We start from the raw sequence: 24,098 nt of genomic DNA, 5'->3' as shown, positions 1-24,098 counted from the left end.
GTCAGCGTCCTCCCGGATTGAGAAGTAACAGCACACCGGCGCCGATCAGCATGATCAGCACACATTGGCGGAAACGTTTGTCATTGAAATGGCCGTACACCTTGACGCCGACCCATGCCCCCAGCGCAATCGCCGGGACGGCGATGGCAAAGCGTGTGGCCGTCGTCGGCGTGACCAGACCGCCCATGGCCAGCCATGCCAGCGCCATACCGTGCATGGTCAGGATATAGGGTTGCGTGACGCCTCGCGATTGTTCGCGTGTCCAGCCGCGTTGCGTGCACCAGATCGCGGGAATGAACCCCGACAGTCCGGCAAAGCCGCCGAGCACGCCGCCGATCCAGCCGACAAGACCGTTGAGCAGCCGCCCGCCGGCGCGGATCACGGGCAGGTTCGAAAGCATCAGCATGACAACGCCGTAAATCATGAGTCCGGCGCCGGCGGCCAGTTTGAAGGTGGTGGGATCTATGATCTTCAACAGTTGCGTGCCGATCGGCACACCGATGGCGCCGCCGATCACGAACGGCCACAGATGCACGAAGTCGAGACGTTTGTGCATCAACAGCAACATGACGATATGCATGGCGAAGAAACAGGCGACGATCAGCGGCACGGTTTCGGCGGGGGCGAAGAACTGCAGCCAGATGGCGGCCGCGACCAGCGCGTCGCCGAACCCGGCGGCGCCGGAGACAAAGGCTGCCAGAAAGGCGCCGCTCAGGATGATGGCGATCTCAGGTCCCATTGAGCAAAAAGATCAGGCCGGTGCAGACGGCAATGCCGGTGCCGATGGCGACGGCGATTTTCGAGCTTTCGCGGGTGCCGATGAATTCCAGCGCCATGAGCCTGAGCCCGCCGGTCAGATGTGCCGCCAAAAGAATCACCAGTGCGGTTTCGGCAAGCTTGGCAAGCGGCGTCGCCGACCAGCTCAGAAACCCGTCGAGCGTTGCCGCGCCTTCGATGGCGAGGCCGAGTACATAGAAATGCACGGGCAGAAACAGCGCCAGCAACAGCCCCGAAAGCCGATGCAGCAGGAACGCCCAGTAATGCGGATGATTGCGATGTGCCCCGGTCCTCATATACCCGCCCCCGCCTGATACAGGCCGATCACGGCGCGAAAGCCCATGACCAGGATGACGAGGCACAGAACGGCCATGACCAGATGTGTGGTTTTCTGGCTGAGGTCCGTCATCTCGTTGAGGATCGTGCGCACGCCGATCGGCGCGTGCACCGCGACGGCGATAATGAACAGGGCGTAGAAGACAAACCAGAGCACGTTACCCGAAACGCGGGAGATAATCTCGGCGGCGCTCAACCCGTCCTGCACGGCATAGATGATCATGCCCAGATGCACGAGGACACAAAGCGCCAGCACCGCGGCACTCGCGCGCTGCCATATCCAGAGCTTGGTTTCGACGCGGGCGCTGGACATCAGTCGTCGCCGCCCAGCAGACCCTTAAGCACGGCCTTGGCGGTTTCGCGCTTGAGCCCGGTGATCGCGTGCGTCGGGCTCAGGTGTTTCGGACAGTGCTCGACGCAGCCTTGCTGCGAATGACAGGCATGGCAACCGGCATCGCCGGATACCGCAGCGAGGCGTATTTCATTGCCGCCGTCGCGTTCGTCGTTGACCAGCGTCCAGGCGCGGTTGAGCGCGGCCGGACCGAGATAATCCTTGTTCCAGTCGACGATATCGCAGGCCGCGTAACAGACGCCGCAGCCGATGCATTCGATCCCGGCGGCAGCCTGTTTGCGCTTCTTGTCGTTCGGGTCGATGAAAGCGAAGTCGTCATGCCGCGTCTTGGTCGGATGGAACTTGCCTTCGGCCCGGTTCATCTTGTCGAAGAAATCGGTCATGTCGCAGGCGAGGTCTTTCACGACCTCAAGATTCCTGAGCGGCGCGACTTCCAGCGTGCCGTCGCTGGCGACCTTGTCGACATGGGTGCGGCAGGTCCAGCGCGGGCGGCCGTTGACGGTCATGGCGCACGACCCGCAGACGCCGACCCGGCAGGCGAAACGGTAACTCAGCGTCGGATCGATGTTGCGCTGGATGTAGGTAATGACGTCGAGGACCGTCTGCGACGGCTGGCGGGGGACCTCGAAGGTCTGATATTCCCCGTCCTTGGCGCCGCGCCAGACCGATACTTTGATGTTGTTGCTCATGACACGGTTATACGCTCCGGGCGCTGCGAATGCCAGTTGAAAACTTGAAATTATATTGATTTATCATACAGATACATAAATTTTACTCATGCAAATAAGGCGCTTCATACAGCCGCAATCACGCAGCCCATCCCTTCGCAAGGGCCGAGCCAAGTCTTTTTTCCGCCGCCCTGAACGTCGAAGCCGTTCTTACTCCATAGCGCGGCAGCCGCGCCGGGATCGGCGGTTTCGATGGCGAAGCCGGTAAAGCTGGGCTTGGTGAGTGACTTTGCTGGAAACGCACCGGGGAACTTGTCATCGAAGGCGGCGGGGGTATAGACGCCCAATTTGCCGCGCGTGGTGACGACCTTCGCAAAGCCGTCCCCGCTCGCGATGTCGAGAGAATCCGCGAAAGCAGCGAGAAACGCCGTCGGCACCACAGGGTCCGGTGCGACGATGAACACCTCGTCGATGCACGCCGCCCCGTTGGCGTGGCGTTGATATTCTTCCTTCCAAAACAGATCCGGGCGCCATTGCTTGCAGGTGAAGAACCCCATATCGGGCAGGCTCGCATCGGCGGTGAATGTCAGTGAAAAGCCGACCGTTTGATCGCTGCCGTCCGGCAGCTTTGCGAGGCGCTGAAAATCGAACGGCGCATAGACATGCAGGCCCTTGCTTTTGAAATCGTTCCGGTCGGCAACCTCGTCGGTGCTGTCGAGCACCAGCATCGACATGCCTTCGCCGTGTTGCAGGAAATCCCGGTTGAAGGCGGCGAACGAAAAATTATCGCCCTCAGCCTCGGTGATGTCTTCAGGCTTCGTTACCGCCAGCACTTCCAGAAAACAGCCGTCGAGCTGGGCCAGCGTGTTGCCGGTGCCGAACGGGTGCTGGGCTTCTGGGGTCATGGTGAAGCCGAGCTTTTCATATTGCGCACGCGCCTTTTTCAGGTCGTTAACGCATAAAACGAGATGATCTATTCCTCGGGGCATGACCGCGCCTTTCGTCTTGATTATGCTGGCGATGTTAGGCATCGGCCGGCGCCGAGGCAACCTGTGCCGGAAGGGGGGGGGGAATGTCATCCGAACGTATCGCCGCTATTCGTCTTGAGCGTCTCGAACTGCCGCTCACGGTTCCCTACAAGCTCGCCTTCGGGCCGGTCACCGCGTTCGACACGGTGATCGCCGAGGTCATCAATGATGACGGCAGGTCGGGTTTCGGCGAGGCGACGATCCTCACCGGGTACACCCCGGAAACCATTGCCGGCTGCTGGCAGTCGATGCAGCGGATCGCAAAGGAGATGATCGCTCAGCCCCTGCCGGCAGCAAAGGCTGCGGCGCTCGCGCATCATCATGACGCGCCTTTCACGGTGACGGCGCTGGCGACGGCGGTCGAGATGCTTGAAGGCCACCCGGTGCTGTCGCCGGGCAACGGTATCGACGTGCCATTGCTGGCGATCCTGAGCGCCATGGACGAGGCCGGGATCGAAGCCGAAGTCGCCGCGCATGCTGCCGCCGGGTACAAAACCATCAAGGTCAAGATCGGCTGGGAACTCGAAGACGACCTGAAACGCACGGCATTCATTCAATCCTGCCTGCCGCCGGGCGTCACCATCCGTATCGACGGCAATCAGGGATATTCGAAAGAGGACGGCGTGGCGTTCGCTTCGCGCGTCGACCCGGCAAACGTCGAGCTGCTTGAACAGCCCTGCCACATGGACGACTGGGACGCCTCGGCGGCCATCGCCAGGGCGACCAATGTGCCGTTCATGCTCGATGAAAGTATATACGGTGAACGCGAAATCGAACGCGCGGCGAAACTTGGCGGTGTCAGCTACGTCAAACTGAAGCTGATGAAAGCCGGCAGTATCGACAATCTGATGGCGCAGTTGCAGATGATCCGCGATTTCGGCATGAAGCCGGTGCTGGGTAACGGTGTCGCCGCCGATCTCGGTTGCTGGATGGAGTGTTGTGTCGCACATCGGATGATCAATAATGCGGGTGAAATGAATGGCTTCCTGAAACCGGTCCATCCGCTGTTTTCCAAACCGTTACGCGTTGAAAACGGTGCTGTCCGGTTGCCGTCCGGCATGCCGGTATTCCGCGCGCACGAAGAAGCCGTTAAGGACAGTGCCATGCTGGGTCAGCTCTGAGCGTGTTTGGCCTGCCGCCTGATATTGTCGCCTGGCTTGCTTTGTCGATCTTTGCCGGCGGTCTCGCCAAGGGCATAAGCGGTGTCGCGCTGCCGATCGTGGCGCTGTCGATCGCGTTGAACTTCGTCGAGCCGCGCGTCGGTCTGGCACTGGTATCGCTGCCGATCGTCGTCACGAACATCTGGCAGACATTCGGCGGCGGTGATTTCATCAGGCCGCTGAAACGGTTCTGGCCGGTCGCTCTGATGCTGGTGATCGGCCTTTATATCGGCTCGGAGCTGATCAACGTGTTCGAAGCGCCGGTGCTGTTTGCGGTCATGGGCATCACGGCAATCGTGTTCACGGTTTCGCAATTCTATAAACCGGATGCCCCGCCGCTCCATCCGCGAACGGAAAAGATTCTAGGCCCCTTCGTCGGGATCGTCTCCGGCCTCATGGGCGGTATGACCAGCGTCTGGGGCCCGCCGATCATGATGTTCCTGTTCATGCTCAAGATGGACAAGGACATGTGGGTGCGCTCCATCACCGGGCTGTATTTGCTGGGCGGGATTCCGCTGATGCTGTTTTATCTGCAGAACGGTGTCCTTGGCGGGGATATGCTGTGGCTGTCGGTGGCTGCCTGCATCCCGGGCATGGCCGGTATCGTGATCGGCGAACGGTTGCGCCGCTACATCGACGAGGCGCTGTTTCGCAGGCTCCTGCTGCTGACGATCTTCGTGTTCGGCCTGAACATGATCCGGCGGGCCCTGATGGGGATGTAAGGTTGCGGTCACGTTTCTCGGGCTAGTCTCTCGACAGTATATTCTAAATTGGATACATGCCGGGTCGCCGGCGTCGGGAATGCAGGGCAAAATGCACATCTTAGCCGCCGAGCTGAAAGATCTGCCTTCAGGGTTGCGGGACGTCCTTGAGTACTGGGACGAATTGCGGTGTGCGCGCATGGCGCCGGCGTGGTCGGAAGTGGAACTCGTCCGCTTTCCGGCCAGACTTTTGCCGACGACGATGATTGTTGACGTTCACGAACCGCTCGAAGACAGCGTATTCCGTTACTGGGGTAGCAGGCTGACCGAAATACACGGCGAAGACATGACGGCCCGGTGTCCCTACGATCTGCAGCCGTATGAATTCGGGCAGCAGCTTCTGGCAGATCATGGCGCCGTGGTTGAGAAGAAGCGCCCCCTGGCCTGGCATTATTCTTTCCTCGCCGCAGGCGGGTACATGCATTCGCACTCGGTACTGCGTCTGCCGCTCAGCAATGATGACTGGAATATCCATCATATTATCGTCGTCGTCGATTTCTCGCGCGAGGCGCTGGAACTGATGCACCGTAAGCAGGAAACCTACGTCGAGATCGTTGCCGGAAACTAAACGCCGATTATCAGGCTAGCTGCTCGCCGGTCCGTACGTTGTCGACGGCTTCGACCACACCGCCGCCATAGGCGCTGACGCGGATCGCATGCATCGACATGTAAAACGTCTCCTGAAAATTATTCGGCGGCCCACGGGAACGGGATCAGGGTCTCAAGGCTTTCCGACAGTTCGTAGACGCTGGAAACCGCCAGCTCGTGATCGAAAGCCACGTTGTCGCGTTCGGCGCGTTTGCGCAGCCTTTCATGGTGGTAGTCCATCACATCCTTGTCCATCGGCATGTCGCCGCAATCGTAGATGCGCAGATACCCGTCCGCGTCGCGGGCCGGCATGACGCGGCTTTTCATATAGTTGTTGGGCGACCAGGGAATATCCATGACCCCCGCTTCGCAGGCGCGGATGGTGCCGATGGCGATGTCACCGTCGCCCATCTCGAGTATCTTGTCCATTACCGGGCGGACTTCCCTGGCGATCATGTCGCACTCGGTCTTGAACTCCGGCATGGAATCAAGACGGATATGGCGGGCCAGATAAATCGCCATCCGGGTCGAGCGCAGGCCGGCGGCATTGGCGGCGGGCGTCGGGATGCCGAACGCTTCATGCGACGATTTGGTGGTGACGCTGACCGCACCGCCGATCGCCGCGAGCGTGCCGCCATAGGCAACCAGCGCCTCGCACTGCGCATCGTCATAAGGCCACGCCCCCATCCAGTGCAGCGATGTGACCGGCGTGAAGATATCGTCATGGCCGAGCTTGGTCAGGTATTCCTGCGTTAACTCGCGGGCCATTTTGATGGCTGCCGCATCCTGCACCAGATGCAAAGTCTGTCCCAGTTCGAGGCCGTAGTTCTTGACGCCCTGGCCGACGGCAAGCAGGGCATCGATGATGCAGGTCAGGATCGCAATCGACGGCGGAATATTGGTCCCGGTCAGGAAACCCGGCTGACGGCGGTGCAACTCGACACCCAGTTCCTGATAGCGCGCCGCGAGACGGTCCAGGTACTGGTAATTGCGGATGCCCTGCTCGATGCTGAGTTCCTTGGTATACGACGTGGTATAGGCCAGCCCCGATCCCAGATACCCGGAATAGCCGCTGGCGAAACCGATCTCGCAGGTCAGCCGCGGCATCGATGTGCCGGAAAGCACGATGGCCGGTTTGTCGATGGCTTCGATCAGTTGGCGCGTGACCTTGTGGCCGTAGTTGACCATCGGATAGCCGTTGAGCATGGAACGGCCGGCCTTTTTCGATTCCTCGATGCCGCGCGCGGCGTTTTCCCATTGTTCGTTGCGGGTATAGCTGTCGGTTGTCGTCGGCACGATGTCGGCGTGGCCTTCCTTGTCGAGGCAGACCATCAGTTCCTTCTGCAATTCCAGCGTGCCGAAGCCGCCGCGCGGTTGCGTCAGGCAGCGCCCCTCGGCGTCGGCCTGGCGCATGACCCAGCCGAGCTGCTTGTGCTTCGGCATGGCGCGGTGATAGGCGGCGGCTTCTTCAAGATCGATCTCGGCGCCGGTCGGCCAGCGGGCGAGGTTCTTTTTACGCATCGCGTCGAACGCATCGTCGGGGATTCGTGTATCCGAAAACGGTATATCGTCGGCGTCAAGCTGCGGGAGAGCGGCCATGGATTTCATCCTTCCGAGGGGTCTGCGTGGCGTCGATGTTGTTGTGCGCGAAACGCAGCGCGGCGTCCGGGGCGACGCCGGCCAGCAGGCCGACGGCATAAAGCGCATAGGTTTCGTCGATCAGCAGGCGCGGGTTCTTGGGGCGCAGTGCGTGCGGCGCGTCGGCGTCGAAAAGCACCGCACGCAGGATTTCTTCCGGTGCCGCGCCGTGCACCAGCACGCCGCCGGTGCCGATCACGGTTTCGATCTTCGTCAGGTCCTTGCCGTATTGCACCGCGACCGGGCCGCTGACCGACTGCTTGATTTCAATCCGTCCAGCGTGGCGTTTCATGGCGCGGGCGACGGCGGTGCGGGCCAGCGCGGTATCGAAATCCCGTTCCGCTGCGGTTTCCGGCAGACGTTCGACATCGGCCTCGATCGCGCCCAGAAAGGTCTCGATGTCATCGTTGCTGAATCCGAAGTCCCGGGCGAAGGCGTCCATGCCGAGCGACTCGACGATGCTGCGCGCATTGTGCCGCATGCCGAGATCGCCCTCGACCGTTCGCTTGGCGTAAGGCTCCGGCAGGCCGTACTGAATGACGCCGCCTTCCGTCGCCGCGCCGTCGGAAATCGAGTGGATGTCGGTGGTGGCGCCGCCGACATCGACGACGATCAACGGCCCCCAGCCGGGTTCGGTGGCGGTGCCGTCGCAAAGCAGCCTGGCACCTTCCATGACGGCGGCGGGGGTCGGCATCAGCACCGCATCGAAGCGGGCTTCGGCCTTGTCGATGCCCTTGGCGTGGACGATGCGTTCGATGAAGACGTCGCGGATCGCGGCGCGCGCCGGTTCCACGTCCAGCACATTGAATTCCGGCATGACGTTGCCCGAGATGCGGGCATCGATCCCGGCGGCCGAGAGCGTTTCCGCGACATCGTCGCAGGCCACCCGGTTGCCGGCGATGATGACCGGGCATTCAAGTCCGGCTTGCGCCAGCCTGTCCGCATTCCAGCGGATGGTTTCCTCGTTGCCGCCATCGGTGCCGCCCGCCAGCAGAAGAATATCCGGCCGTTGCCGGGCAATCCCCGCGGCATCCTTTTCCGTCAGCTTGTAGGCATGTGCACCGATCAGTTTGGCCCCGGCGCCGAGCGCCGCCAGGCGGGCCGCTTCGGCCGTCAGTTCCTTGACCAGTCCGACGGTGATCATGGCGAGACCGCCGGCGGCACTGGAAGATGCGAGGCGGTGCGTGAAGTCGGGCAGCGTCCCCAGTGTACGTTCAAGATCGGCCAGCGCCGCGTCGAGGCCGATGTTGACGTCACTGGTGACGGTCGACGGCCCCTGTCCGGCGCCGAGGATCGTGCCGGCCTCGAGGTCGATGGCGCGCAGCTTGGTATAGGTGCTGCCGAAATCGATCAGAAGAGCGCTTTCAGCCGTCATGCGGCAGCGCCTTCCACCTTGTCTTTCATGTCTTCATCCAGCATGGCGACGACATCCGGCGTGCGTGTGCCGGGCGGGAAGGCACGGTCGAAGCCCATGTCGATATAGCGTTGCTCGACGTCATCCCATGCCTGTTTGCCGACAACCAGATTGCCGCCGACATACAGCAGAATATCGCCGAGTCCGGCCTCTATGCACATGTCGCGAAAGCCGCGGCAGTCCAGTTCCCCCTGACCGTACAGCGATGACACCAGAATGGCGTCGGCATCGGTCTCGACGGCGGCCTTGATGAAATCCTCGGACGGCGTCAGGGCGCCGAGCGCCACGACCTTGAAGCCTTCCTTTTCCAGCGCCATCGACAGAATACGGTTGCCGACGATATGCGTGTCAGCGCCGATGACACCGGTGATCAGTGTGATCCCCGCGCGTTGTTCGGGTGTCAGGGTCATTCGGCGGCCTCCCCGGTTGCGGTTTGCGGCTCAAGCATGTCGCGCATGGCCTGCTCGATCTGCCGCGCGGTGTCGCGAAAGCGTTCCAGCTTCGATACGGCAACCTGCATCGGCATCCGCGCCACCGGCGCATGCAGTGACAGCCCGGCGACGACGCGGTTTCGGATGTCGAAGACCGGCACGGCGATGCCGATCAGGCCCAAGGTGTTTTCTTCGTTGTTGCGGGCAAACCCTTCGCGGCGGATTTTCTTGAATTCCGCTTCAAGGGCTTTCGGATCGGTGATGGTGTTCTCGGTGAAGCGTTCCAGCGGCGTCGAGTTGATGACCCGGCGGCGGCTGCGCGTCGGCATGTGGGCGACCAGAAGCTTGCCGATCGCGGTGGCATGCAGCGACACGTGCGAGCCGATGCCGATCTGCAGCCTGAGCGGCCACGAACATTCGACCCGGTCGATATAGACGACGCTGTCGCGTTCCAGCACGCCGAGGTTACAGGTTTCGCCGACGTCGTGGACGAGACCGCTGAGGATCGAGCGCACCGGCGAGGCGTGCATGAAGGCCGACATGGCATTGGTCGCCAGTGCCATCAGGTTCGGGCCGACCAGATATTTGTCGCCATCCGGCGCGCGCGTGATCAGCAGGGTTTCCTCAAGCTGCCTGACGACCCGGAACACGGTCGGCCGCGGCAGATCGGTCTGCTCAGCGATGTCGTTGAGGCTGGGCGGTCTTTTGGCTGTCAGAATCGCCGAAAGGACGGCCATCCCCTTGCCGAGGGCGGAACCCATGTCCGGTGGAACAATGTGTGAAAGCGATGTGCCGTCGGGCATATTTTCTTTCCCCCTCCCGTCGATAGACAGGAAAAGCAAAGCAGAAATGCATCTTTCTGACAAATTATAACCTAAATTTGTCTCGATATTTGTAATAGTGACACAGAAATCAGGTTGTTGATGCGACGCCCGCTTTACGACAGCATGGGGCCGGTAAAGGGGGCGTCACCATTTCCACCGATCAAAATCAAGAAATCGCCGTTTGGGCCTTGTTTCGCATGGGCATGCGCGATGCTTTCGGCCTGCCGGCGTTCATGGTCGCCGCCAGCATGCTCGGATATGGCGCCATGGTCCACTCGGCGGGCATGAGCTTGCCCATCGCCATCGTCTCCACCCTCGGTATCTGGGGCTTGCCGGGGCAGGTGGCGTTTGTCGAATACATTCTGCTCGGCGCGCCGCTGGTCTCGATGATGATAGCGGTGTCGCTGGCCAATATGCGGTTTTTGCCGATGAGCCTGTCGCTGGTGCCGATGTTCCGCGGTTCAGAGACCGGCTGGCGCTGGCGTTATCTGTGGGTGCAGTTCATGTCCGTGAACACCTGGATCGGATTGCTCAGGCGTATCCCGGAATTGAGCCCCGATCAGCGCGCGCCGTTCTTTGCCGGGTTTTCCACCAACTGCATGATCGCCGGAGTCGTCGGCGTTTCCACCGGCTACCTGATGGCCGAGACGCTGCCGTTTTATGTCACCGTATCGCTGGTGTTTCTGAATCCGATCTATTTCGCCTTCGTGTTCGCGGCGATGCGGGTGCGGGCCTGCCTGCTGGCGTTCGCCGCTGGGGCGGTGGCGGGGCCGCTGATCTATCTGCTGACGCCGGACTGGAGCCTGCCGATCTCCGGGATTATCGCCGGCAGTGTCGGGTATTATGCCGACCGGATTTTGAAGGTGCGCGCATGAACGGGGCGGGGCAAAGTCTGGGCGCGATCGGGCCGTGGGCGCTGCTGTTCATGGCCATTGCGGCGACATATCTGTGGCGCGGTATGGGCAGTGTCATTGCCGCGCGGCTCGATCCGGAAAGCCGTTTTCTGCAATGGGTCGCCTGCGTTGCTTACGGCCTGCTGGCGGCCCTGATATCGCGCATCGTGTTTCTGCCCGTCGGCATTCTGGAAAACACGCAACTGGTCGACCGGCTAGGCGCAACGGCGCTCGGCTTTGTGGTATTCTTTGCCTTCAAAAAGCATATCGGCGCCGGCACGCTGACCGCCGCAGGCGTCTTCATGCTTCTTGTCTGGGCCAGGACACAGGGGATGCTTTGACGATGCGGCCATGCTTGATCGCATTTGCCGTGCTGATTGCGCTGGCGCCGGGCCTTCAGGCCCAGAGCAGCGGGGCGCCGTCCTGCACTGCGCCTGAGCCGGTTTGCCGGGCGGCCGGGAACGTCGTGATGATTTCGTCGTTCGAGCCGATCGGCAGCGCCGTCATCATCGGTGACGGACTGCTGGTCACCAACCGGCATATGGTTGCGGACAACGCGGCGGTGGAAATCACCCTCGCCGACGGCCGCAAGGTGCAGGCGCGGGTGGCCCCGACGGCGTATCCGGGCGACCTGGTCGCGCTCGTCGCGGCGGGGATCGACCCGCCCGCGCTGCCGCAAAACGGCCAACCGACGATGCAGAGCGAGCTTTACGTGATCGGCTTCGATGTCGGCCGTCAGGCGGTGCGGGTCTACACGCCGGGCCGGCTGATCGCACCCCGCGCCGAAACACCGCTGGCCAGACTGCATCACGATGCGCGTTCGCTGCCCGGAAATTCCGGCGGTGCGCTGGTCGATGCCGAAGGCCGTCTCGTCGGGATCGTCGCCTCGGGCGGCGAGGGCCGGAACGAGGCCATCGCCGTTCCCGAGATCGCACGTCTCAGGGAAATGACCGGCCCCGACAGGCTCGACGCTTCGTTGCTCATCGGCCGCGCCTATCGCCGCTGCGTCGAGCGGCTGGACAGTGTGCGCCATGCGGCGGGGCCGCTGAATGACGGCGATGCGGTTGAAATCCAGGATGCCTGCCTGGCCACGTCCAACCGCCAGTTGATGGACGAAGCCGGCAAGGTGTTCGGCATGCGGCGCGATCTTGCACGCGCGCTTGTCATGCTGGAAGCCTCTTACCGTATCGACCCCAATGCGCCGAATGCGCTGATCTCGCTGGCCGTGACCTATCACATCGCCGGGCGCTTCAAGGATGAAATCCCGATCCTCCATCACGCGCTGGAAATCCTGCCGGACGAGCCGCAGATTCTCAGGCTGGCATTGCAGGCCGGGATATGGGGCGGCGATCAGGCGCTGGCCGACAAGGCTATGCGGCGGATTGAAGCGGTGCTGCCGCAGATGGCGCCGGCGGCACGGCGGTTTTACGACGCACCGCCACCGGCACCGAAGCTGCGACCCTAGACTTTACGGGCCGTCCGTCGGATCGGGGATCCAGCCGTAGCGGGTTTGTTTCGGACCGCTCAGCGGCCGGGCGCGTTTTAAGATCCAGTCGCGCAATTCCGGTCCGTGCCAGTCAGGATTTTTCGCCAATGCCCGGACGGCAAGGGCGGCGATGCGCGGCACGGCAAAACTCGATCCCGACGCCTTGCCCGGTGCGCCGCGGTGATCGGTGACGGGGATCCGCTCGCCGGGAGTCATGATGTCGACACTTTCCGCCCCCCAGTTCGATCCCTGCGCCAGCCGGCCGTCCGGCTCTGATGACGTGACGACGAGGGTGTTGGATAGGCGGAGCGCCGCCGGATAGACCGGTTGGCGGTCGATGTCGCGCCCGTTGTTGCCGGCCGAGACGATGAACAAAAGGCGCGGATGGCGTCTCGCCGCCGCCTCGAAGTTGCGCCATTCTTCAATATCGTTCGAGCCCATGGCGATGCTGACGATGCGGACGTTTTGCGCCGCCAGCCAGTCGACGGCGTCGGCCATCTTCGTCATGTCGGGCCTGGGATAACGTACCGGCACGACCCGTGCCATCGGCGCTTCGGCGATCAGCACGCTCATCACCGCACTGCCGTGATGCAGCGGAAAGAACGCGGAACGCCCGGTGTCGGCGTCGAAGGGGCGGTCGTCGCCGTCCCAGTAATCGCGGCCGAGAAGCTGCCCGTCGGCGGTCCGCGCGAGCCGGTCCGCAAACGGCGGCAGGGTATAATTCACGCCGCTGTCGATCAGGCCGACGCTGACACCGCCCGGATCGACGGCGGCCGGCGGCGGTGGATTGAGGGCGATGTCGTCCAGCACCGTTTCGAGATCGCCTGCATAGACGCGGATCGATTGCGCCCGCCCGGCGTCGTCGTAAAGAATTTCCCTGGCCTCGGTGATGCGGCAGGTATGATCGACGGACAGGCTGCTGAGCGGTTTGTCGCTTTGCCATTCGAACGTGATGCGGCGCAACCGCCCGCCGGGGAACAGGGCATTGGCCTCGAGCCGTGTGCCGTCGCCGAGCAACATCACGGTTCTGGCCCGGCCCGGCACGCCGGCGAAATCGTCGATGTCATGGGTGATGATGCGGATGTCGGCGAGGGCGCTGCGAAACCGCCCCGGATCGGTATAGGGCGCGTCGCAGGCAACCCCGAGCAATGGTTCGATGTGCCGCAGTGCGATTTCCGCGCTCGCCGCCAAGGGGCTACACAGCATCGCCGTCAGGGCCGCAATGCCGGCCAGTTTCGTGATGTGAATATGTCTGCGCATCAGACGGCAAAACTGCGCTGAAGGCGCATTTCAGTCAATGCGCCAGACGGCCGCCTACCGGTTCGACTAATTACAAATAAAGAAAACCGGAGACGGGGGGTTCCGCAATAATGACGGCAACTTTCAACGGGGGGATGCTGCCGTCAGGCGCTTGCGGCCCGTCTCCGGATTTTTTCCCGCACGTGCGGGACGTGACTTGATCTTTATCAGGTAATCCTGATGCTCCACTTAAAGCGGAAGTAAAATCCGCCGCAACAAAAACCGCGCGCGCATCGCGTATACGATCAGCCGGGGATGCTTGCGGATGGCGATTTTATATGGGGCAAGATCAATAAAATGATCCTGAAACGGGAAAAATACCGTAAGTTGCTGACCGCAAACGGGACAATCCCAGGCAGCAAATATTGAGGGAAGCCAGGTGACGCCGACTCGTTACGACATATACGTGCGTCAGGGGGGACGCTGGCGCCGCCACGAAGAACTCACCGGCGTTGAAAAGGAAGCCGCTGTGCTTCGGTCCTCGGAACTCGATGGCGGCGGTGAATTCGACGGCGTGCGTGCCATGGCCGTGGTCGAATATGGGGCGGGCCGCGCGCCGCTGGAAACCCTTGCCTGGATCAGCCCGCATCTGAACAAGATGGCCGCCGTTAAACGGCAGATGGCGAATTCCGCTGCCGCCGCCGGAAAAGCCGCGACCCCTCCTGAAGCGGCGGCGGTGGAAAATGTAGCTTCGGTGAAATCGCTCGTCGAAGAACAGGGCCCGAGCGCGACGCCGACCGCGCCGTCCAGCACGGCGAACAAGCCATCGGACCAGCCGCCGGTGAACATACCCGACGGCAACGAGGACATGCGCGCGCTCGGCAAGATACTCGGTGCAGGCGCCATCGCGCTCGGCATCACGGCGGTCCTGTTCGTGCCGGTTTCGGCGCTGATCCGTAATTTCGGGCCGAATTTCGGCCTCGCCGGTGCCGGGGTACAGAATGCCATTTTCGGCATTTCGGTTCTGATCTTTGTGCTCACCGCGACATTCCTGATGGTGCGGGTGTACCGGGAATACCGTGCCCTGATCGACCGCATCGCCGCATACGAAGCCCCGGAAGAACCCGTATCCGCCGTCCGCCGACAGCAACCGGACATCGTAGATCTGCCGCGCCGGCCGCAATCCGAAGCGTCACCGGTTCCGGATGCGCAGGACACGGACAGCGGGGACGACAGCGCTGGCGCAACGGACGAATCAGGCGCACGTGAAGACACCGATGCCGACGCCGCATCGTCCGTGCCGCCGGGCGGCGGTCTGACGGAACAGATGCGCCGCGCCGTGTTGCAGTTCCTCGCCAGTGCGCTGGCCGCGATCAAGGACGAAGTGCCGAAGATGAACCAGCACGTCAATTTCGGGTTGAACCTGTTCGGCGCCGGTGCGGCGGAACGGTATGGCGAGCACGCGGGGCTCAAGCGCATGCAGGCGTTTGTCCTGGTGCGCGAGGTGATCGGCGCGCTCGGCAATTCCGAGGAACGTGTGGATGCGTTCTGCCGGAATTACGAACAATACCGCACCGAAGAGCGTTACCGCATGATGATCAACGCCGGCCGCGCGACGATGGCGAAAAGCATCGAAGGCGACAGCACCCCGTTTGCGGACTTTGCCGATGTTTTGAACATGTGGACGTCTGACTCGGCGGCCCGTGCACAGGCGCAGGGGATTGTCTGCATCATGTTCACGGACCTTGTCGGCTCGACGCAGATGACGCACGAACGCGGCGATTACGGCGCGCAGGAAATCGTCCGCATCCATAATGCCATCGTCCGCACCGCCCTTGCCGGGCATCACGGGCGCGAGGTCAAGCATACCGGCGACGGAATCATGGCCAGCTTCACGTCCGCCGCCAACGCGGTGCGCGCGGGTATGCAGATCCGTGAATCCCTGGAAACGCATAATGCCCGCAACGATGCGCTTCAGGTCCGCGTGCGCATGGGCCTCAACGCCGGCGAGGCGGTGCAGGAAGAAGACGACTTCTTCGGCACTACCGTGCAACTGGCGGCCAGGGTCTGCGACAAGGCGGGCGAGGGCGAAATATTCGTCACCGGGAACGTTCTGGAACTATCGAAAGGGCAGGGCGTCGAACTGCTCGAAGCCGGGAAATTCGAAATGAAGGGTGTGCCGGAACCGATGACCCTTTACCGGGTCGGCGCGTCCACTGTTTCCGATTAATCCGAGCCGAGCCGGCGCACCGCCAGATCGGAAATTGCCGTATCCTGGACGCCGCACCCCGTCAGATCGCAGACGGTGATCTGGTTCGTGTCGGTGCGGCCCGGATGTCCGCCGCCGGTGATCATGCCCAGTTCGACGATGCTGTCTTCAAACCCGGCATCGAGAGCGCTGCGAAGCTCGCCGTACTCGGCGCACTGAACCGGACTGTCGCAGACCACCAGATTGGCGCTGAGGAAGATGACCGGGTCCAGCTCGTTCTTGCCGGGTGCGTCCGATCCCATGGCGGTGATGTGCGTGCCGGGCTGCACGCCGGCGCGCTCGAACAGCGGCGCCGTTGCCGGTGTCGTCGTGACGATGACGTTGCTGGTGCCGACCAGGGCGTCGATGTCGGTGCAGACCTCGATTTCGAACGGCAACTCGGCGGCAAAGCTTTCCGCCTTGGCCGGATCGCGCCCCCAGACGCGCACCTCGGCCAGATCGCGGACAAGGGCGAGCGCCTGCAACTGCAACCGTGCCTGCACCCCGGTGCCGATGATTCCGGCGCGCACCGGCCCTTCCGGGGCCAGATGCCGGGCCGCCACGGCGCCCGCGGCGGCGGTCCGGATATCGGTCAGATAGCCGTTGTCCAGCAGCACGGCCCGGACATGCCCGGTATTCGCATCGAGCACGGTCATCATCCCGCCCAGCGACGGCAAGCCCCGCTCCGGGTTGTCGAAAAACCCGGTGCTCATCTTGACGCAGAAACAATCGAAGCCGTCGATATAGGCGGTCTTGATGTCGACCTCGCCGTTTTTATCCGGGATGTCGAGCCGCAGAATCGGCGGCATGACGACCTTGCCGGCATTGAGCGCGCTGAAGGCATCGGCGATGCAATCGATGACGGCGGTATCGAGGGGAATGGCCTCGCGCAGTTTAGTCTCGCCGATGACGAGAGGTGTGTTTTCTTCGCTCATTGTGCGGACAACCCTAACATAATTCGTTCACCGTCACCCTGAACTTGATTCAGGGTCCATAAAATACCGGCTTTGGTGCTGCTGGCCCATGGATCCCAAATCTAGTTTGGGATGACGCCTGAAACGATCACCCGACAATTTCAAGAAACCGCTGCATATCGACATTGCAGCCGGAGACGATGATGACGGTCGGCCCGGGCTTCAGATCGAGCCTGCCCGACAGCAGGGCGCCGACGCCGACGCTCGCGCCGCCTTCGGCGACGATGCGGTCGTGCAGAAACAGCGTGCGCATGGCGGCGGCGATTTCGGCTTCGCTGAGCAGCAAGGTGCCGTCGATCAGCTTGCGCGTGATGTCGAAGGTGTAGGCGTTTTCAAGGCCGATGCCGCCGCCCAGACTGTCGGCGAGGCTCTCGACTTCCTCGACCGGGACCGGCTTGCCTGCGTTCAGGGACGAGATCATCGCCGCGCCGTTCTCCATCGTCGCGCCGAACATCCGCGTATCGGGCTTCATGGTCTTGACGGCGGTGGCGATGCCCGCGAACAGCCCGCCCCCGGAAAGCGGCACGATAACGTTGGCGGCGTCCGGCATGTCTTCGAGAATTTCCAGCCCGATGGTGCCCTGTCCGGCGATCACGGCGGGATCGTCGAAGGGATGAATGTATATAAGGCCGTCCTTTTCGATCCGCGCCATGGCCTCGGCCTCTGCTTCGTCCTGCGAGCGGCCGGTGATCACCACCTCGGCGCCGAGCGCGCGGATGGCATCGACCTTCACCGCCGGGACCAGTGCCGACATGTAGACGGCGCATGCGATGCCGAGCTGTTGTGCCGCATAGGCGACGCCGCGTCCGTGATTGCCCGTCGAAACGGCGATGACCCCTTTTTTGCGGTCGCCTTCGCTTAAGGCCAGCAGGGCGTTCGTCGCGCCCCGCAGCTTGAAGGCCCCGGTATCCTGCATGGTTTCGAGCTTGAGCCGTACCGGATGGTCGTGCTTTTCGCTCAGGTACGGTGACAGCCTGAGCGGGGTGCGTGTGACACATCCGGCAATCCGCCCGGCCGCGTCGCGGATATCGCTGAGCGTGACCGGTCGCTGGGCCGCCATGACTAGCCGGACCCTTGGTTCGGCCACGGCTCGGCGAGGACGGCGGCACAGTCGCCGCGGCGGATCAGACCCGGCACATGCCGGCAGACGATCTGCCCGGGAATCTCGGCGATCAGATGTGCCGGTTCGCGGTCCGGGTCTTCAAGATAATGCACGCGGGCGATGACGTCTCCGGCGGCGACGTGCGCGCCGAGGTCCTTGCAGATTTCGAACAGGCCTTCGGTACGCGCACTGATGAAGCAGCCGCCCTTTGGCGTGTGTATAAGCTGCGACGGTTCGGGAATATCCGGTTCGCCGGCAACGACGCCGGTGTGTTTGAGAATGTTCATCACGCCGCGCTCGGCGATTTCGATGGTTTCGACCGTTGACGATGCGGCGCCGCCGAGTTCCGTCGAGACGAAAACCTTGCCCGCTTCCTCGACCACGGTATCGATCATGCCGACGGCATCGAGTTCGGTCAGGATCATGCCGTAGGGCGCGCCGAAGGCTTTCAGCGCGGCCAGCGTCGCGGCCATCTGGGCGGGGTAGGGCAGGTCGTGAATGATACCCATCGGCAGCAAGTTCATGGACCGTCCGCCGGCGTGAATATCGACGACGACATCGGCGCGGGCGATCAGCCGGGTGGTGACGAAATGCGCGATCATGTCGGTGATGGTGCCGCGCGCATCCCCCGGAAAGGCGCGGTTCATGTTGCCGCCGTCGATGGGGGACGTGCGTGCACCGGCGCGGAACGCCGGCAGGTTCAGCGCCGGGACGATGATGACGCGGCCCCGGATGTCCTTGGCCTGCAGGCTGGCGCGCAGTTTCGTCAGCGCAATCGGCCCTTCGTATTCATCGCCGTGATTGGCGCCGGTGAACAGCACCGTCGGGCCGTCACCGTTGCGGATGACGGTGATCGGCAGCGGGATCGATCCCCACGACGATTCGTCGCGCGACCACGGCACGATCAGCGCGCCATGGTGCTTGCCCTCGGCATCAAGATCGATGTCGCAGGATATCTTGGAAAATTCCTCGTCACTCATGGGCGGAGTGTGGGGGAATCGGCCTAACCATTCAATACTCCTTTCGTCACCCTGAACCTGTTTCAGGGTCCATAAGCAACACGCGAAGAGTGCACGGGTGCTATGGATCCCAAATCAAGTTTGGGATGACGATGGAAGCAAATGGCCGGACGGATCAGTAGCCGACCGCGCAGCCGTCCTTGCGGGGTTCCGAGCCGCCTGTCAGCACACCGCGTTCCCAGTCGATCCAGATCGCCTGCGAGCCGCCGATCGGCTTGGCGGGCTTGATGCGCCTGTGACCGAGCTTTTCAAGCGCGGCGATGGTCTCGGCGGGCAGTGTGCCTTCCATCTCGACGTCCATGGTGTTGGCGATCGGGAACACCCGCGGCGCATCCTGCGCTTCCTGAATGTCCATGCCGAAATCGAGCATCTTGGTCAGGAACTGCATGTGGCCGAACGACTGATACTGGCCGCCCATGACGCCGAACGGCATCACCGCCTTGTCGCCGTCGCCGAGCATGCCGGGGATGATGGTGTGCATCGGCCGCTTGTTCGGTGCGATGCAGTTCATATGCCCCTGTTCCAGTGTGAAGCCCTGGCCGCGGTTGGTCAGCATGACACCCGATTTCGGCGCCATCAGACCGGTGCCGAAATTCGAGAACAGGGTGTTGATGAAACTGCACGCGTTGCGGTCCTTGTCGACGACCGAGATATAGACCGTGCTTTCGTTGACCGGTGCCGATACCGGCGGCAGCGGATTGAGCGCTTTCGCCGGGTCGAAGTGTGCGGCCAGTTCCCTGGCGTGCGCATCGGACAGCAGCCAGTCGATGGGGACATCGGCCTGGTTCGGATCGGCGCAATAGAAATTGCGGTCCTGATAGGCGAGGCGGCCGTACTCGATTTCCATGTGCAGGCGTTCGACCGACAGCGGATCGACGCCGTCCGTCGGTACGTCTTTCAGCATATTCAGCAGCAAAAGCGCGATGATGCCCTGACCGTTCGGCGGGCATTCGTAAATGTCGTAGCCGCGGTAATTGGTCGAAATCGCCTGCACGTATTCGCCTTTGGCGTTCTTGAAATCGTCCAGGGTATGCAGCCCGCCGAGCGACTGCAGATAGGACACCATGTCCTCGGCGACGTCGCCGGTGTAGAACGCATCGCGGCCCTGTTCGGCGATCTTCGAGAGTGTCGTCGCCAGTTCCGGCTGGGAATGCATTTCCCCGGCAGCAGGCGTCTTGCCGTTCGGCATGAACACACGCGACGCATTGGGATCGCCCTTGAGCAGTTCGATCTGGCTCGCGAAATCGACCGATACCCGCGACGAGACCGGATAGCCGTCACGGGCATACTCAATCGCCGGCTGCAGCAATTCGCCGAAATCCATGGACCCGTGGTCCCTGATCAGGGTTTCCCACGCATCGATCACACCCGGCACGATGACCGCGTGCGGCGACTGGCGCGCGATCTCGGTGATGCCCTGATCTGCATACCATTCCGGCGTCGCCCGGGCAGGCGCGCGGCCCGACCCGTTAAAGGTGACCATGTCCTTGATCGAGCCTTCAGGGGCGTAGATGCAGAAATTATCGCCGCCGATCCCGGTCGATTCAGGCTCCACGACGCACTGCACGGCGCACGCCGCGACAGCGGCGTCCATGGCGTTGCCGCCCCGGCGAAGGATGTCGAGACCGACAGCGGTCGAAATCGCATGAGATGTGGCGACCATGCCGTGTTTGCCGTATGCCGGTGACCGGCCGGGTTTCTCCAAATCGCGCATAGGGATTCCTTAAGTTAGTGGGATCGATAAAAAGACCAATTCTTGTATGTAGTGAGAACAAAGTGATTGCCAAGGGTATTTATTATCGTCACTGGGCTGGCGAGGTCAAAATTCCTGAGTTAAAGTTTCTTCAATAAGAAAATTCAGCCGGGCGTCCGGTTGTTGTGTCGATGATCAAACTTCAGGGAGATAGCCTTATGAGAAAGTCAGTCCTTAGCAGTATCTGTGCCGCTGCCCTTATCGGTGCATTCGGTGCGATTGCACCGGGAAGCGCCGAAGCGGCAACCAAGATTCCATGTTCGACAGCAAAACTGATCGTGCCGTGGAAAGCTGGTGGCGGCACCGCGGTGATCTTCAATATTTTTGAAAACATCATAAATAACGAGGTGAAAGCCGAACCGAAAATCCAGGTCGTGACGATTGGCGGCCAGGGTGGCAACAAGGGGGCCAAGGAAGCAAAAAGCTCAAAGCCCGATGGTTGCACGCTGTTCGCCATTCACCAGAGCGCCATCGTCAGCTATCTGAACGGTCGCGTCGATTTCACCTGGGATGCGTTCGACATGGTGGCGCAAGTCACCTCGACCCCGGAAATTCTGGGTGCGTCGGGCAAGGCGCCGTGGAAAAATTTCGCCGAATTCAAGAAGTTCGGCATTGAAAACCCCGGCGAAGCCAAAACCGGCGCGACGTTCGGTTCGACCAGCCAGTTCATGTGGCTGCTTCTCGAAGACCTGACCGGTATGAAGTTCAAGTATGTGCCCTTTGACGGGACGCGTGAACGCATGACGGCACTGTTGTCGAACACGGTCGATCTCGGCACCATCAACGTTGCATCGGGCCGCAAGTACATCGAATCCGGTGAGCTGAAAGCCTATGCTATTGCCGACGACGAGCGTTCCAAGTTCCTGCCGGACCTGCCAACGCTGAAGGAACTGGGCGTCGATATGAACTATGCCTTGGTTCGCGGTGTCGTCGCACCGAAGGGAACACCGGCCGACATTATCGATCACTGGTCGCAGGTCTTCAAAAAGGCTGCCGAAAACGCCAATTTGAAGAAGCAGCTGGACGCCAAGGGAACGAACGTTAAGTGGCTTGGTCCCAAGGATTATGCTGCGTGGTTCAAAAAGGAATATGATGACCACGAGCGTGTCGCCGTCAAGATCGGCATGTACAAGAAGTAAGCCGGTTAGCAACCTGGGTCGGGGGTGGCGGATTGGCCATCCCCGATCACCTTTCCTCTAAACATTTCCGGGTGATCGGCTATGAGCCGGATTAATCGCGATACATTTATCGCAATACTCTTGATGATAGTGTGGTCTGTCTTTTTTTGGGCCAGTTTCGATTTTCGTCAAATCGACTACGGTACCATGGGGGCCGAGGTGTGGCCGCGCGGTATCCTGATTATCCTTTTTGTCCTGACGGCAGTCTATCTTTTTCAAAGTATCAAGGCCGGGCCGGATGCGGTTGCGGATGAGCCTTTCACGGTTCGGGGCTGGCTCCGCAAATATCACAACCCGCTTTGGTGCTATGCGCTTTATTTCCTATTTTTGCTGACGCTGCCGGTTCTCGGCATGCTGATCGGCGGTGTTGCACTGGTTTTCTGCCTGTTGACGGTTCTCGGCGAAAGAACACCGCGCGATCTGCTTATACATGCTGTCATTGCGGTGGTGTCGATAACCGGCATGTGGGCGCTTTTCACCTATGCGCTTGGCGTGATTTTGCCTCAGGGCATGATCTTCACAACCTTGTAGGAGCCGCAGATGATTTTGGAAAATATTCTCGCTGCGGTTCAGGAACTGGCGACCATCAAAACGGTTCTGCTGATGGCCGTCGGGACGATCGCCGGCCTGATCGCAGGTGCCATTCCCGGCTTTACCATTGCCATGGCCGTGGTTCTGACGTTGCCGTTCACATTCGGCATGCCGCCTGCGCAGGGGCTGGCAACGATGATCGGGGTTTTCGTCGGCGGGCTGTCTGGCGGTTTGATGTCGGGGATTTTGATCGGCATTCCAGGCACGCCGAGTTCCGTCGCGACGACATTCGACGGTTTCCCGATGGCGCGGTCGGGGAATCCGGGACTGGCGCTTGGGCTTGGGGTCTGGGCCTCGTTCTTCGGGGGGACGATTTCGGCCGTGTTGCTGGTGACGCTGGCGCCGCAACTGGCCCGCATCGGGCTTGAATTCCAGCCCTGGGATTATTTCGCACTGATCATGTTCGCGCTCACCATTGCCGCCAGTCTGGCGGGCGAGAACCTGATCAAGGGATTGCTGGCGGCCGCCTTTGGGCTGTTGGTTGCGACCATCGGCGAAGACAGTATCAACGGCATAGCACGATTCAATTTCGGCTCTGATGCGCTGCTGCAGGGCTTCGATTTCCTGCCGGTTCTGATCGGGTTGTTCGCCTTTTCACAGTTGCTGTCGGATATCGAAGACCGGGTCCGTGCCCGCAAGGCCCTGACGGAAACCGGAGCCGTCAGCGCCAGGATCGAGCACCGCAAGGCGGCTGTCATGGTGCTGAAAAACTGGGTTAATCTTTTCCGTTCATCTTTCATCGGAGTCTTTACCGGCATCCTGCCCGCTGCCGGCAGCACGATATCCAATATCCTTGCCTACGATCAGGCGAAGAAAGCATCGAAGACACCGGAAAAGTTCGGCACGGGGCATGCCGAGGGGATCATCGCGCCGGAATCCGCCAACAATGCGACGGCCGGCGGTGCGCTGATTACGATGATGGCATTGGGTATCCCGGGCGACATCGTGACCGCCGTGATGCTGGGGGCGCTGCTGATTCATGATGTGATCCCGAGCCCGAGCTTCATCAGCGATACACCGGTGCTGGCGTACTCGATTTTTATCGCCTTCTTCGTTGCCAATTTCATGATGTTGATATTGCAGTCGGGTGCGCTCAGGCTGTTTGTTCTCGTGACCAAGGTCCGGATGTATATTCTGGCATCGATCATCCTCGCCTACTGCGGCATCGGTATTTTTGCGCTCAACAACGTCACGTTCGATATGTGGACGCTGTTCTGGTTCGGGATTGTCGGCTACGTCATGCGCAATCTGGGTTTCCCGCTGGCGCCGATGATCCTCGGTGTGGTGCTGGGCCGGATTGCTGAATTGTGGCTTTCGCGCGCAACCGCGATTTCGACCGAGATCACACCTTTCTTCACGCATCCATGGTCATTGTTCTTTTTGATCCTGTCGGTGTTTTCGCTGTTTTTCTCGGGCTATCAGGCACAGCGCGGACGCAAAACCTGGACGCTTTTTTTCACGCCGGGCTTGCTCGCGGCGCTGGCACTGCCAATGTTCATGATGGTCGGCACCGTCCGGCCGATTCTGGGGGGGCTGCTACTTCTCATCGCAGCTTATATGTTGTTCAAAATTCACCGCCGTGGCTGGAAAGTCGATCCAGCGGATGCGGAAGGCCATCGTTTGTCGGAAGGATAATTC

Annotated in this window: 24 protein-coding genes; 10 read left to right on the top strand and 14 right to left on the bottom strand. The window is 61.5% G+C overall.

Annotated features, from left to right (window positions below; genetic code table 11):
* Position 1: 1 nt before the first annotated feature.
* The 5 genes from L2D14_16720 to L2D14_16700 form a co-directional block, all read right to left on the bottom strand.
* Positions 2-739: a sulfite exporter TauE/SafE family protein gene (locus tag L2D14_16720; GenBank protein WNJ99501.1), complete on the bottom strand. Its 738-nt coding sequence runs from the start codon at positions 737-739 to the stop codon at positions 2-4.
* Positions 729-1,073 (bottom strand): succinate dehydrogenase, encoded by a 345-nt coding sequence (locus tag L2D14_16715; protein ID WNJ99500.1) that lies wholly within the window; start codon positions 1,071-1,073, stop codon positions 729-731. Before L2D14_16715 ends, L2D14_16720 begins: the two co-directional genes overlap by 11 nt.
* Positions 1,070-1,426: a succinate dehydrogenase gene (locus tag L2D14_16710; GenBank protein ID WNJ99499.1), complete on the bottom strand. Its 357-nt coding sequence runs from the start codon at positions 1,424-1,426 to the stop codon at positions 1,070-1,072. The genes L2D14_16715 and L2D14_16710 overlap by 4 nt, the downstream gene beginning before the upstream one ends.
* Entirely contained in the window at positions 1,426-2,154 is a 729-nt protein-coding gene (locus tag L2D14_16705; GenBank protein ID WNJ99498.1) for a succinate dehydrogenase/fumarate reductase iron-sulfur subunit, read from the bottom strand. The genes L2D14_16710 and L2D14_16705 overlap by 1 nt, the downstream gene beginning before the upstream one ends.
* Before the next feature lie 104 nt (positions 2,155-2,258).
* Positions 2,259-3,122: a VOC family protein gene (locus L2D14_16700; protein WNJ99497.1), complete on the bottom strand. Its 864-nt coding sequence runs from the start codon at positions 3,120-3,122 to the stop codon at positions 2,259-2,261.
* A gap of 83 nt (positions 3,123-3,205) precedes the next feature.
* Between L2D14_16700 and L2D14_16695 the strand changes: the two genes are divergently transcribed.
* From L2D14_16695 to L2D14_16685, 3 genes are all read left to right on the top strand, one after another.
* Positions 3,206-4,282, top strand: a complete 1,077-nt coding sequence (locus L2D14_16695; protein WNJ99496.1) for a mandelate racemase/muconate lactonizing enzyme family protein — start codon at positions 3,206-3,208, stop codon at positions 4,280-4,282.
* A 2-nt stretch (positions 4,283-4,284) separates the two neighbouring features.
* Positions 4,285-5,043 carry a sulfite exporter TauE/SafE family protein gene (locus L2D14_16690; protein WNJ99495.1) on the top strand — a complete coding sequence of 253 codons (759 nt, stop codon included), beginning with the start codon at positions 4,285-4,287 and terminating at the stop codon, positions 5,041-5,043.
* 91 nt (positions 5,044-5,134) lie between these two features.
* Positions 5,135-5,650: a PAS domain-containing protein gene (locus L2D14_16685; GenBank protein ID WNJ99494.1), complete on the top strand. Its 516-nt coding sequence runs from the start codon at positions 5,135-5,137 to the stop codon at positions 5,648-5,650.
* A 119-nt stretch (positions 5,651-5,769) separates the two neighbouring features.
* Here L2D14_16685 and L2D14_16680 read toward each other — a convergent pair whose 3' ends face one another.
* The 4 genes from L2D14_16680 to L2D14_16665 are packed head-to-tail and all read right to left on the bottom strand — an operon-like array spanning position 5,770 to position 9,956.
* A complete protein-coding gene (locus L2D14_16680; GenBank protein WNJ99493.1) occupies positions 5,770-7,269 on the bottom strand; it encodes a methylaspartate mutase subunit E in 1,500 nt (499 codons plus the stop codon).
* Complete coding sequence (gene glmL, locus L2D14_16675; protein ID WNJ99492.1) at positions 7,247-8,683, bottom strand: methylaspartate mutase accessory protein GlmL; 1,437 nt, start codon at positions 8,681-8,683, stop codon at positions 7,247-7,249. Before glmL ends, L2D14_16680 begins: the two co-directional genes overlap by 23 nt.
* Positions 8,680-9,132 (bottom strand): methylaspartate mutase subunit S, encoded by a 453-nt coding sequence (gene glmS / locus L2D14_16670; GenBank protein WNJ99491.1) that lies wholly within the window; start codon positions 9,130-9,132, stop codon positions 8,680-8,682. Before glmS ends, glmL begins: the two co-directional genes overlap by 4 nt.
* Entirely contained in the window at positions 9,129-9,956 is an 828-nt protein-coding gene (locus L2D14_16665; GenBank protein WNJ99490.1) for an IclR family transcriptional regulator, read from the bottom strand. Before L2D14_16665 ends, glmS begins: the two co-directional genes overlap by 4 nt.
* A gap of 218 nt (positions 9,957-10,174) precedes the next feature.
* Here L2D14_16665 and L2D14_16660 point away from each other — a divergent pair, with 218 nt between their 5' ends.
* Genes L2D14_16660 through L2D14_16650 form a run of 3 tightly spaced genes read left to right on the top strand, consistent with a single transcriptional unit; the run spans position 10,175 to position 12,335 of the window.
* On the top strand, positions 10,175-10,852 hold the full coding sequence (locus L2D14_16660; protein WNJ99489.1) for an AzlC family ABC transporter permease: 678 nt from the start codon (positions 10,175-10,177) through the stop codon (positions 10,850-10,852).
* A complete protein-coding gene (locus L2D14_16655; protein ID WNJ99488.1) occupies positions 10,849-11,211 on the top strand; it encodes an AzlD domain-containing protein in 363 nt (120 codons plus the stop codon). Before L2D14_16660 ends, L2D14_16655 begins: the two co-directional genes overlap by 4 nt.
* A gap of 14 nt (positions 11,212-11,225) precedes the next feature.
* Positions 11,226-12,335 (top strand): trypsin-like peptidase domain-containing protein, encoded by a 1,110-nt coding sequence (locus L2D14_16650; protein ID WNJ99487.1) that lies wholly within the window; start codon positions 11,226-11,228, stop codon positions 12,333-12,335.
* A 3-nt stretch (positions 12,336-12,338) separates the two neighbouring features.
* Here the strand turns inward: L2D14_16650 and L2D14_16645 are convergent, their stop codons facing one another.
* The gene (locus tag L2D14_16645) at positions 12,339-13,616 is read right to left on the bottom strand and encodes a S8 family serine peptidase (protein WNJ99486.1); all 1,278 of its coding nucleotides are present in this window, start codon (positions 13,614-13,616) and stop codon (positions 12,339-12,341) included.
* A gap of 418 nt (positions 13,617-14,034) precedes the next feature.
* On the opposite strand from L2D14_16645, the gene L2D14_16640 reads away from it, so the two are divergent.
* Positions 14,035-15,825 carry an adenylate/guanylate cyclase domain-containing protein gene (locus L2D14_16640; GenBank protein ID WNJ99485.1) on the top strand — a complete coding sequence of 597 codons (1,791 nt, stop codon included), beginning with the start codon at positions 14,035-14,037 and terminating at the stop codon, positions 15,823-15,825.
* Here the strand turns inward: L2D14_16640 and L2D14_16635 are convergent.
* From L2D14_16635 to ggt, 4 genes are all read right to left on the bottom strand, one after another.
* A complete protein-coding gene (locus L2D14_16635; GenBank protein ID WNJ99484.1) occupies positions 15,822-16,778 on the bottom strand; it encodes a cyclodeaminase in 957 nt (318 codons plus the stop codon). The two genes, L2D14_16640 and L2D14_16635, sit on opposite strands and share 4 nt — an antisense overlap.
* Before the next feature lie 127 nt (positions 16,779-16,905).
* Entirely contained in the window at positions 16,906-17,877 is a 972-nt protein-coding gene (gene eutB / locus L2D14_16630) for a hydroxyectoine utilization dehydratase EutB (GenBank protein WNJ99483.1), read from the bottom strand.
* 2 nt (positions 17,878-17,879) lie between these two features.
* Complete coding sequence (gene doeB, locus L2D14_16625; GenBank protein ID WNJ99482.1) at positions 17,880-18,899, bottom strand: N(2)-acetyl-L-2,4-diaminobutanoate deacetylase DoeB; 1,020 nt, start codon at positions 18,897-18,899, stop codon at positions 17,880-17,882.
* Between the two features lie 154 nt (positions 18,900-19,053).
* Positions 19,054-20,652 (bottom strand): gamma-glutamyltransferase, encoded by a 1,599-nt coding sequence (gene ggt, locus L2D14_16620; protein WNJ99481.1) that lies wholly within the window; start codon positions 20,650-20,652, stop codon positions 19,054-19,056.
* A gap of 197 nt (positions 20,653-20,849) precedes the next feature.
* Between ggt and L2D14_16615 the strand changes: the two genes are divergently transcribed.
* From L2D14_16615 to L2D14_16605, 3 genes are all read left to right on the top strand, one after another.
* Complete coding sequence (locus tag L2D14_16615; GenBank protein WNJ99480.1) at positions 20,850-21,830, top strand: tripartite tricarboxylate transporter substrate binding protein; 981 nt, start codon at positions 20,850-20,852, stop codon at positions 21,828-21,830.
* Positions 21,831-21,911: 81 nt separating this feature from the next.
* Positions 21,912-22,400, top strand: coding sequence for a tripartite tricarboxylate transporter TctB family protein (locus tag L2D14_16610; GenBank protein ID WNJ99479.1), 489 nt, complete (start codon positions 21,912-21,914; stop codon positions 22,398-22,400).
* A gap of 9 nt (positions 22,401-22,409) precedes the next feature.
* Positions 22,410-24,095 carry a tripartite tricarboxylate transporter permease gene (locus tag L2D14_16605; protein WNJ99478.1) on the top strand — a complete coding sequence of 562 codons (1,686 nt, stop codon included), beginning with the start codon at positions 22,410-22,412 and terminating at the stop codon, positions 24,093-24,095.
* The last annotated feature ends 3 nt before the right edge of the window (positions 24,096-24,098 follow it).

It is taken from the genome of Thalassospiraceae bacterium LMO-JJ14 (assembly GCA_021555105.2).
Taxonomy (GTDB): Bacteria; Pseudomonadota; Alphaproteobacteria; order Rhodospirillales; family Casp-alpha2; genus UBA4479.
This window is presented reverse-complemented; position numbering and strand designations above follow the sequence as displayed.

What these genes read in the sequence shown, in the direction of transcription:
- L2D14_16615 (WNJ99480.1), top strand. Translation starts at nt 20,850, where the DNA reads ATGAGAAAGTCAGTCCTTAGCAGTATCTGTGCCGCTGCCCTTATCGGT.
- L2D14_16665 (WNJ99490.1), bottom strand. Translation starts at nt 9,956, where the DNA reads ATGCCCGACGGCACATCGCTTTCACACATTGTTCCACCGGACATGGGT.
- L2D14_16710 (WNJ99499.1), bottom strand. Translation starts at nt 1,426, where the DNA reads ATGTCCAGCGCCCGCGTCGAAACCAAGCTCTGGATATGGCAGCGCGCG.
- L2D14_16695 (WNJ99496.1), top strand. Translation starts at nt 3,206, where the DNA reads ATGTCATCCGAACGTATCGCCGCTATTCGTCTTGAGCGTCTCGAACTG.
- L2D14_16635 (WNJ99484.1), bottom strand. Translation starts at nt 16,778, where the DNA reads ATGAGCGAAGAAAACACACCTCTCGTCATCGGCGAGACTAAACTGCGC.
- L2D14_16700 (WNJ99497.1), bottom strand. Translation starts at nt 3,122, where the DNA reads ATGCCCCGAGGAATAGATCATCTCGTTTTATGCGTTAACGACCTGAAA.
- eutB (WNJ99483.1), bottom strand. Translation starts at nt 17,877, where the DNA reads ATGGCGGCCCAGCGACCGGTCACGCTCAGCGATATCCGCGACGCGGCC.
- glmL (WNJ99492.1), bottom strand. Translation starts at nt 8,683, where the DNA reads ATGACGGCTGAAAGCGCTCTTCTGATCGATTTCGGCAGCACCTATACC.
- doeB (WNJ99482.1), bottom strand. Translation starts at nt 18,899, where the DNA reads ATGAGTGACGAGGAATTTTCCAAGATATCCTGCGACATCGATCTTGAT.
- L2D14_16720 (WNJ99501.1), bottom strand. Translation starts at nt 739, where the DNA reads ATGGGACCTGAGATCGCCATCATCCTGAGCGGCGCCTTTCTGGCAGCC.
- L2D14_16605 (WNJ99478.1), top strand. Translation starts at nt 22,410, where the DNA reads ATGATTTTGGAAAATATTCTCGCTGCGGTTCAGGAACTGGCGACCATC.
- L2D14_16610 (WNJ99479.1), top strand. Translation starts at nt 21,912, where the DNA reads ATGAGCCGGATTAATCGCGATACATTTATCGCAATACTCTTGATGATA.
- L2D14_16655 (WNJ99488.1), top strand. Translation starts at nt 10,849, where the DNA reads ATGAACGGGGCGGGGCAAAGTCTGGGCGCGATCGGGCCGTGGGCGCTG.
- glmS (WNJ99491.1), bottom strand. Translation starts at nt 9,132, where the DNA reads ATGACCCTGACACCCGAACAACGCGCGGGGATCACACTGATCACCGGT.
- L2D14_16685 (WNJ99494.1), top strand. Translation starts at nt 5,135, where the DNA reads ATGCACATCTTAGCCGCCGAGCTGAAAGATCTGCCTTCAGGGTTGCGG.
- L2D14_16715 (WNJ99500.1), bottom strand. Translation starts at nt 1,073, where the DNA reads ATGAGGACCGGGGCACATCGCAATCATCCGCATTACTGGGCGTTCCTG.
- L2D14_16680 (WNJ99493.1), bottom strand. Translation starts at nt 7,269, where the DNA reads ATGGCCGCTCTCCCGCAGCTTGACGCCGACGATATACCGTTTTCGGAT.
- ggt (WNJ99481.1), bottom strand. Translation starts at nt 20,652, where the DNA reads ATGCGCGATTTGGAGAAACCCGGCCGGTCACCGGCATACGGCAAACAC.
- L2D14_16660 (WNJ99489.1), top strand. Translation starts at nt 10,175, where the DNA reads ATGGGCATGCGCGATGCTTTCGGCCTGCCGGCGTTCATGGTCGCCGCC.
- L2D14_16705 (WNJ99498.1), bottom strand. Translation starts at nt 2,154, where the DNA reads ATGAGCAACAACATCAAAGTATCGGTCTGGCGCGGCGCCAAGGACGGG.
- L2D14_16645 (WNJ99486.1), bottom strand. Translation starts at nt 13,616, where the DNA reads ATGCGCAGACATATTCACATCACGAAACTGGCCGGCATTGCGGCCCTG.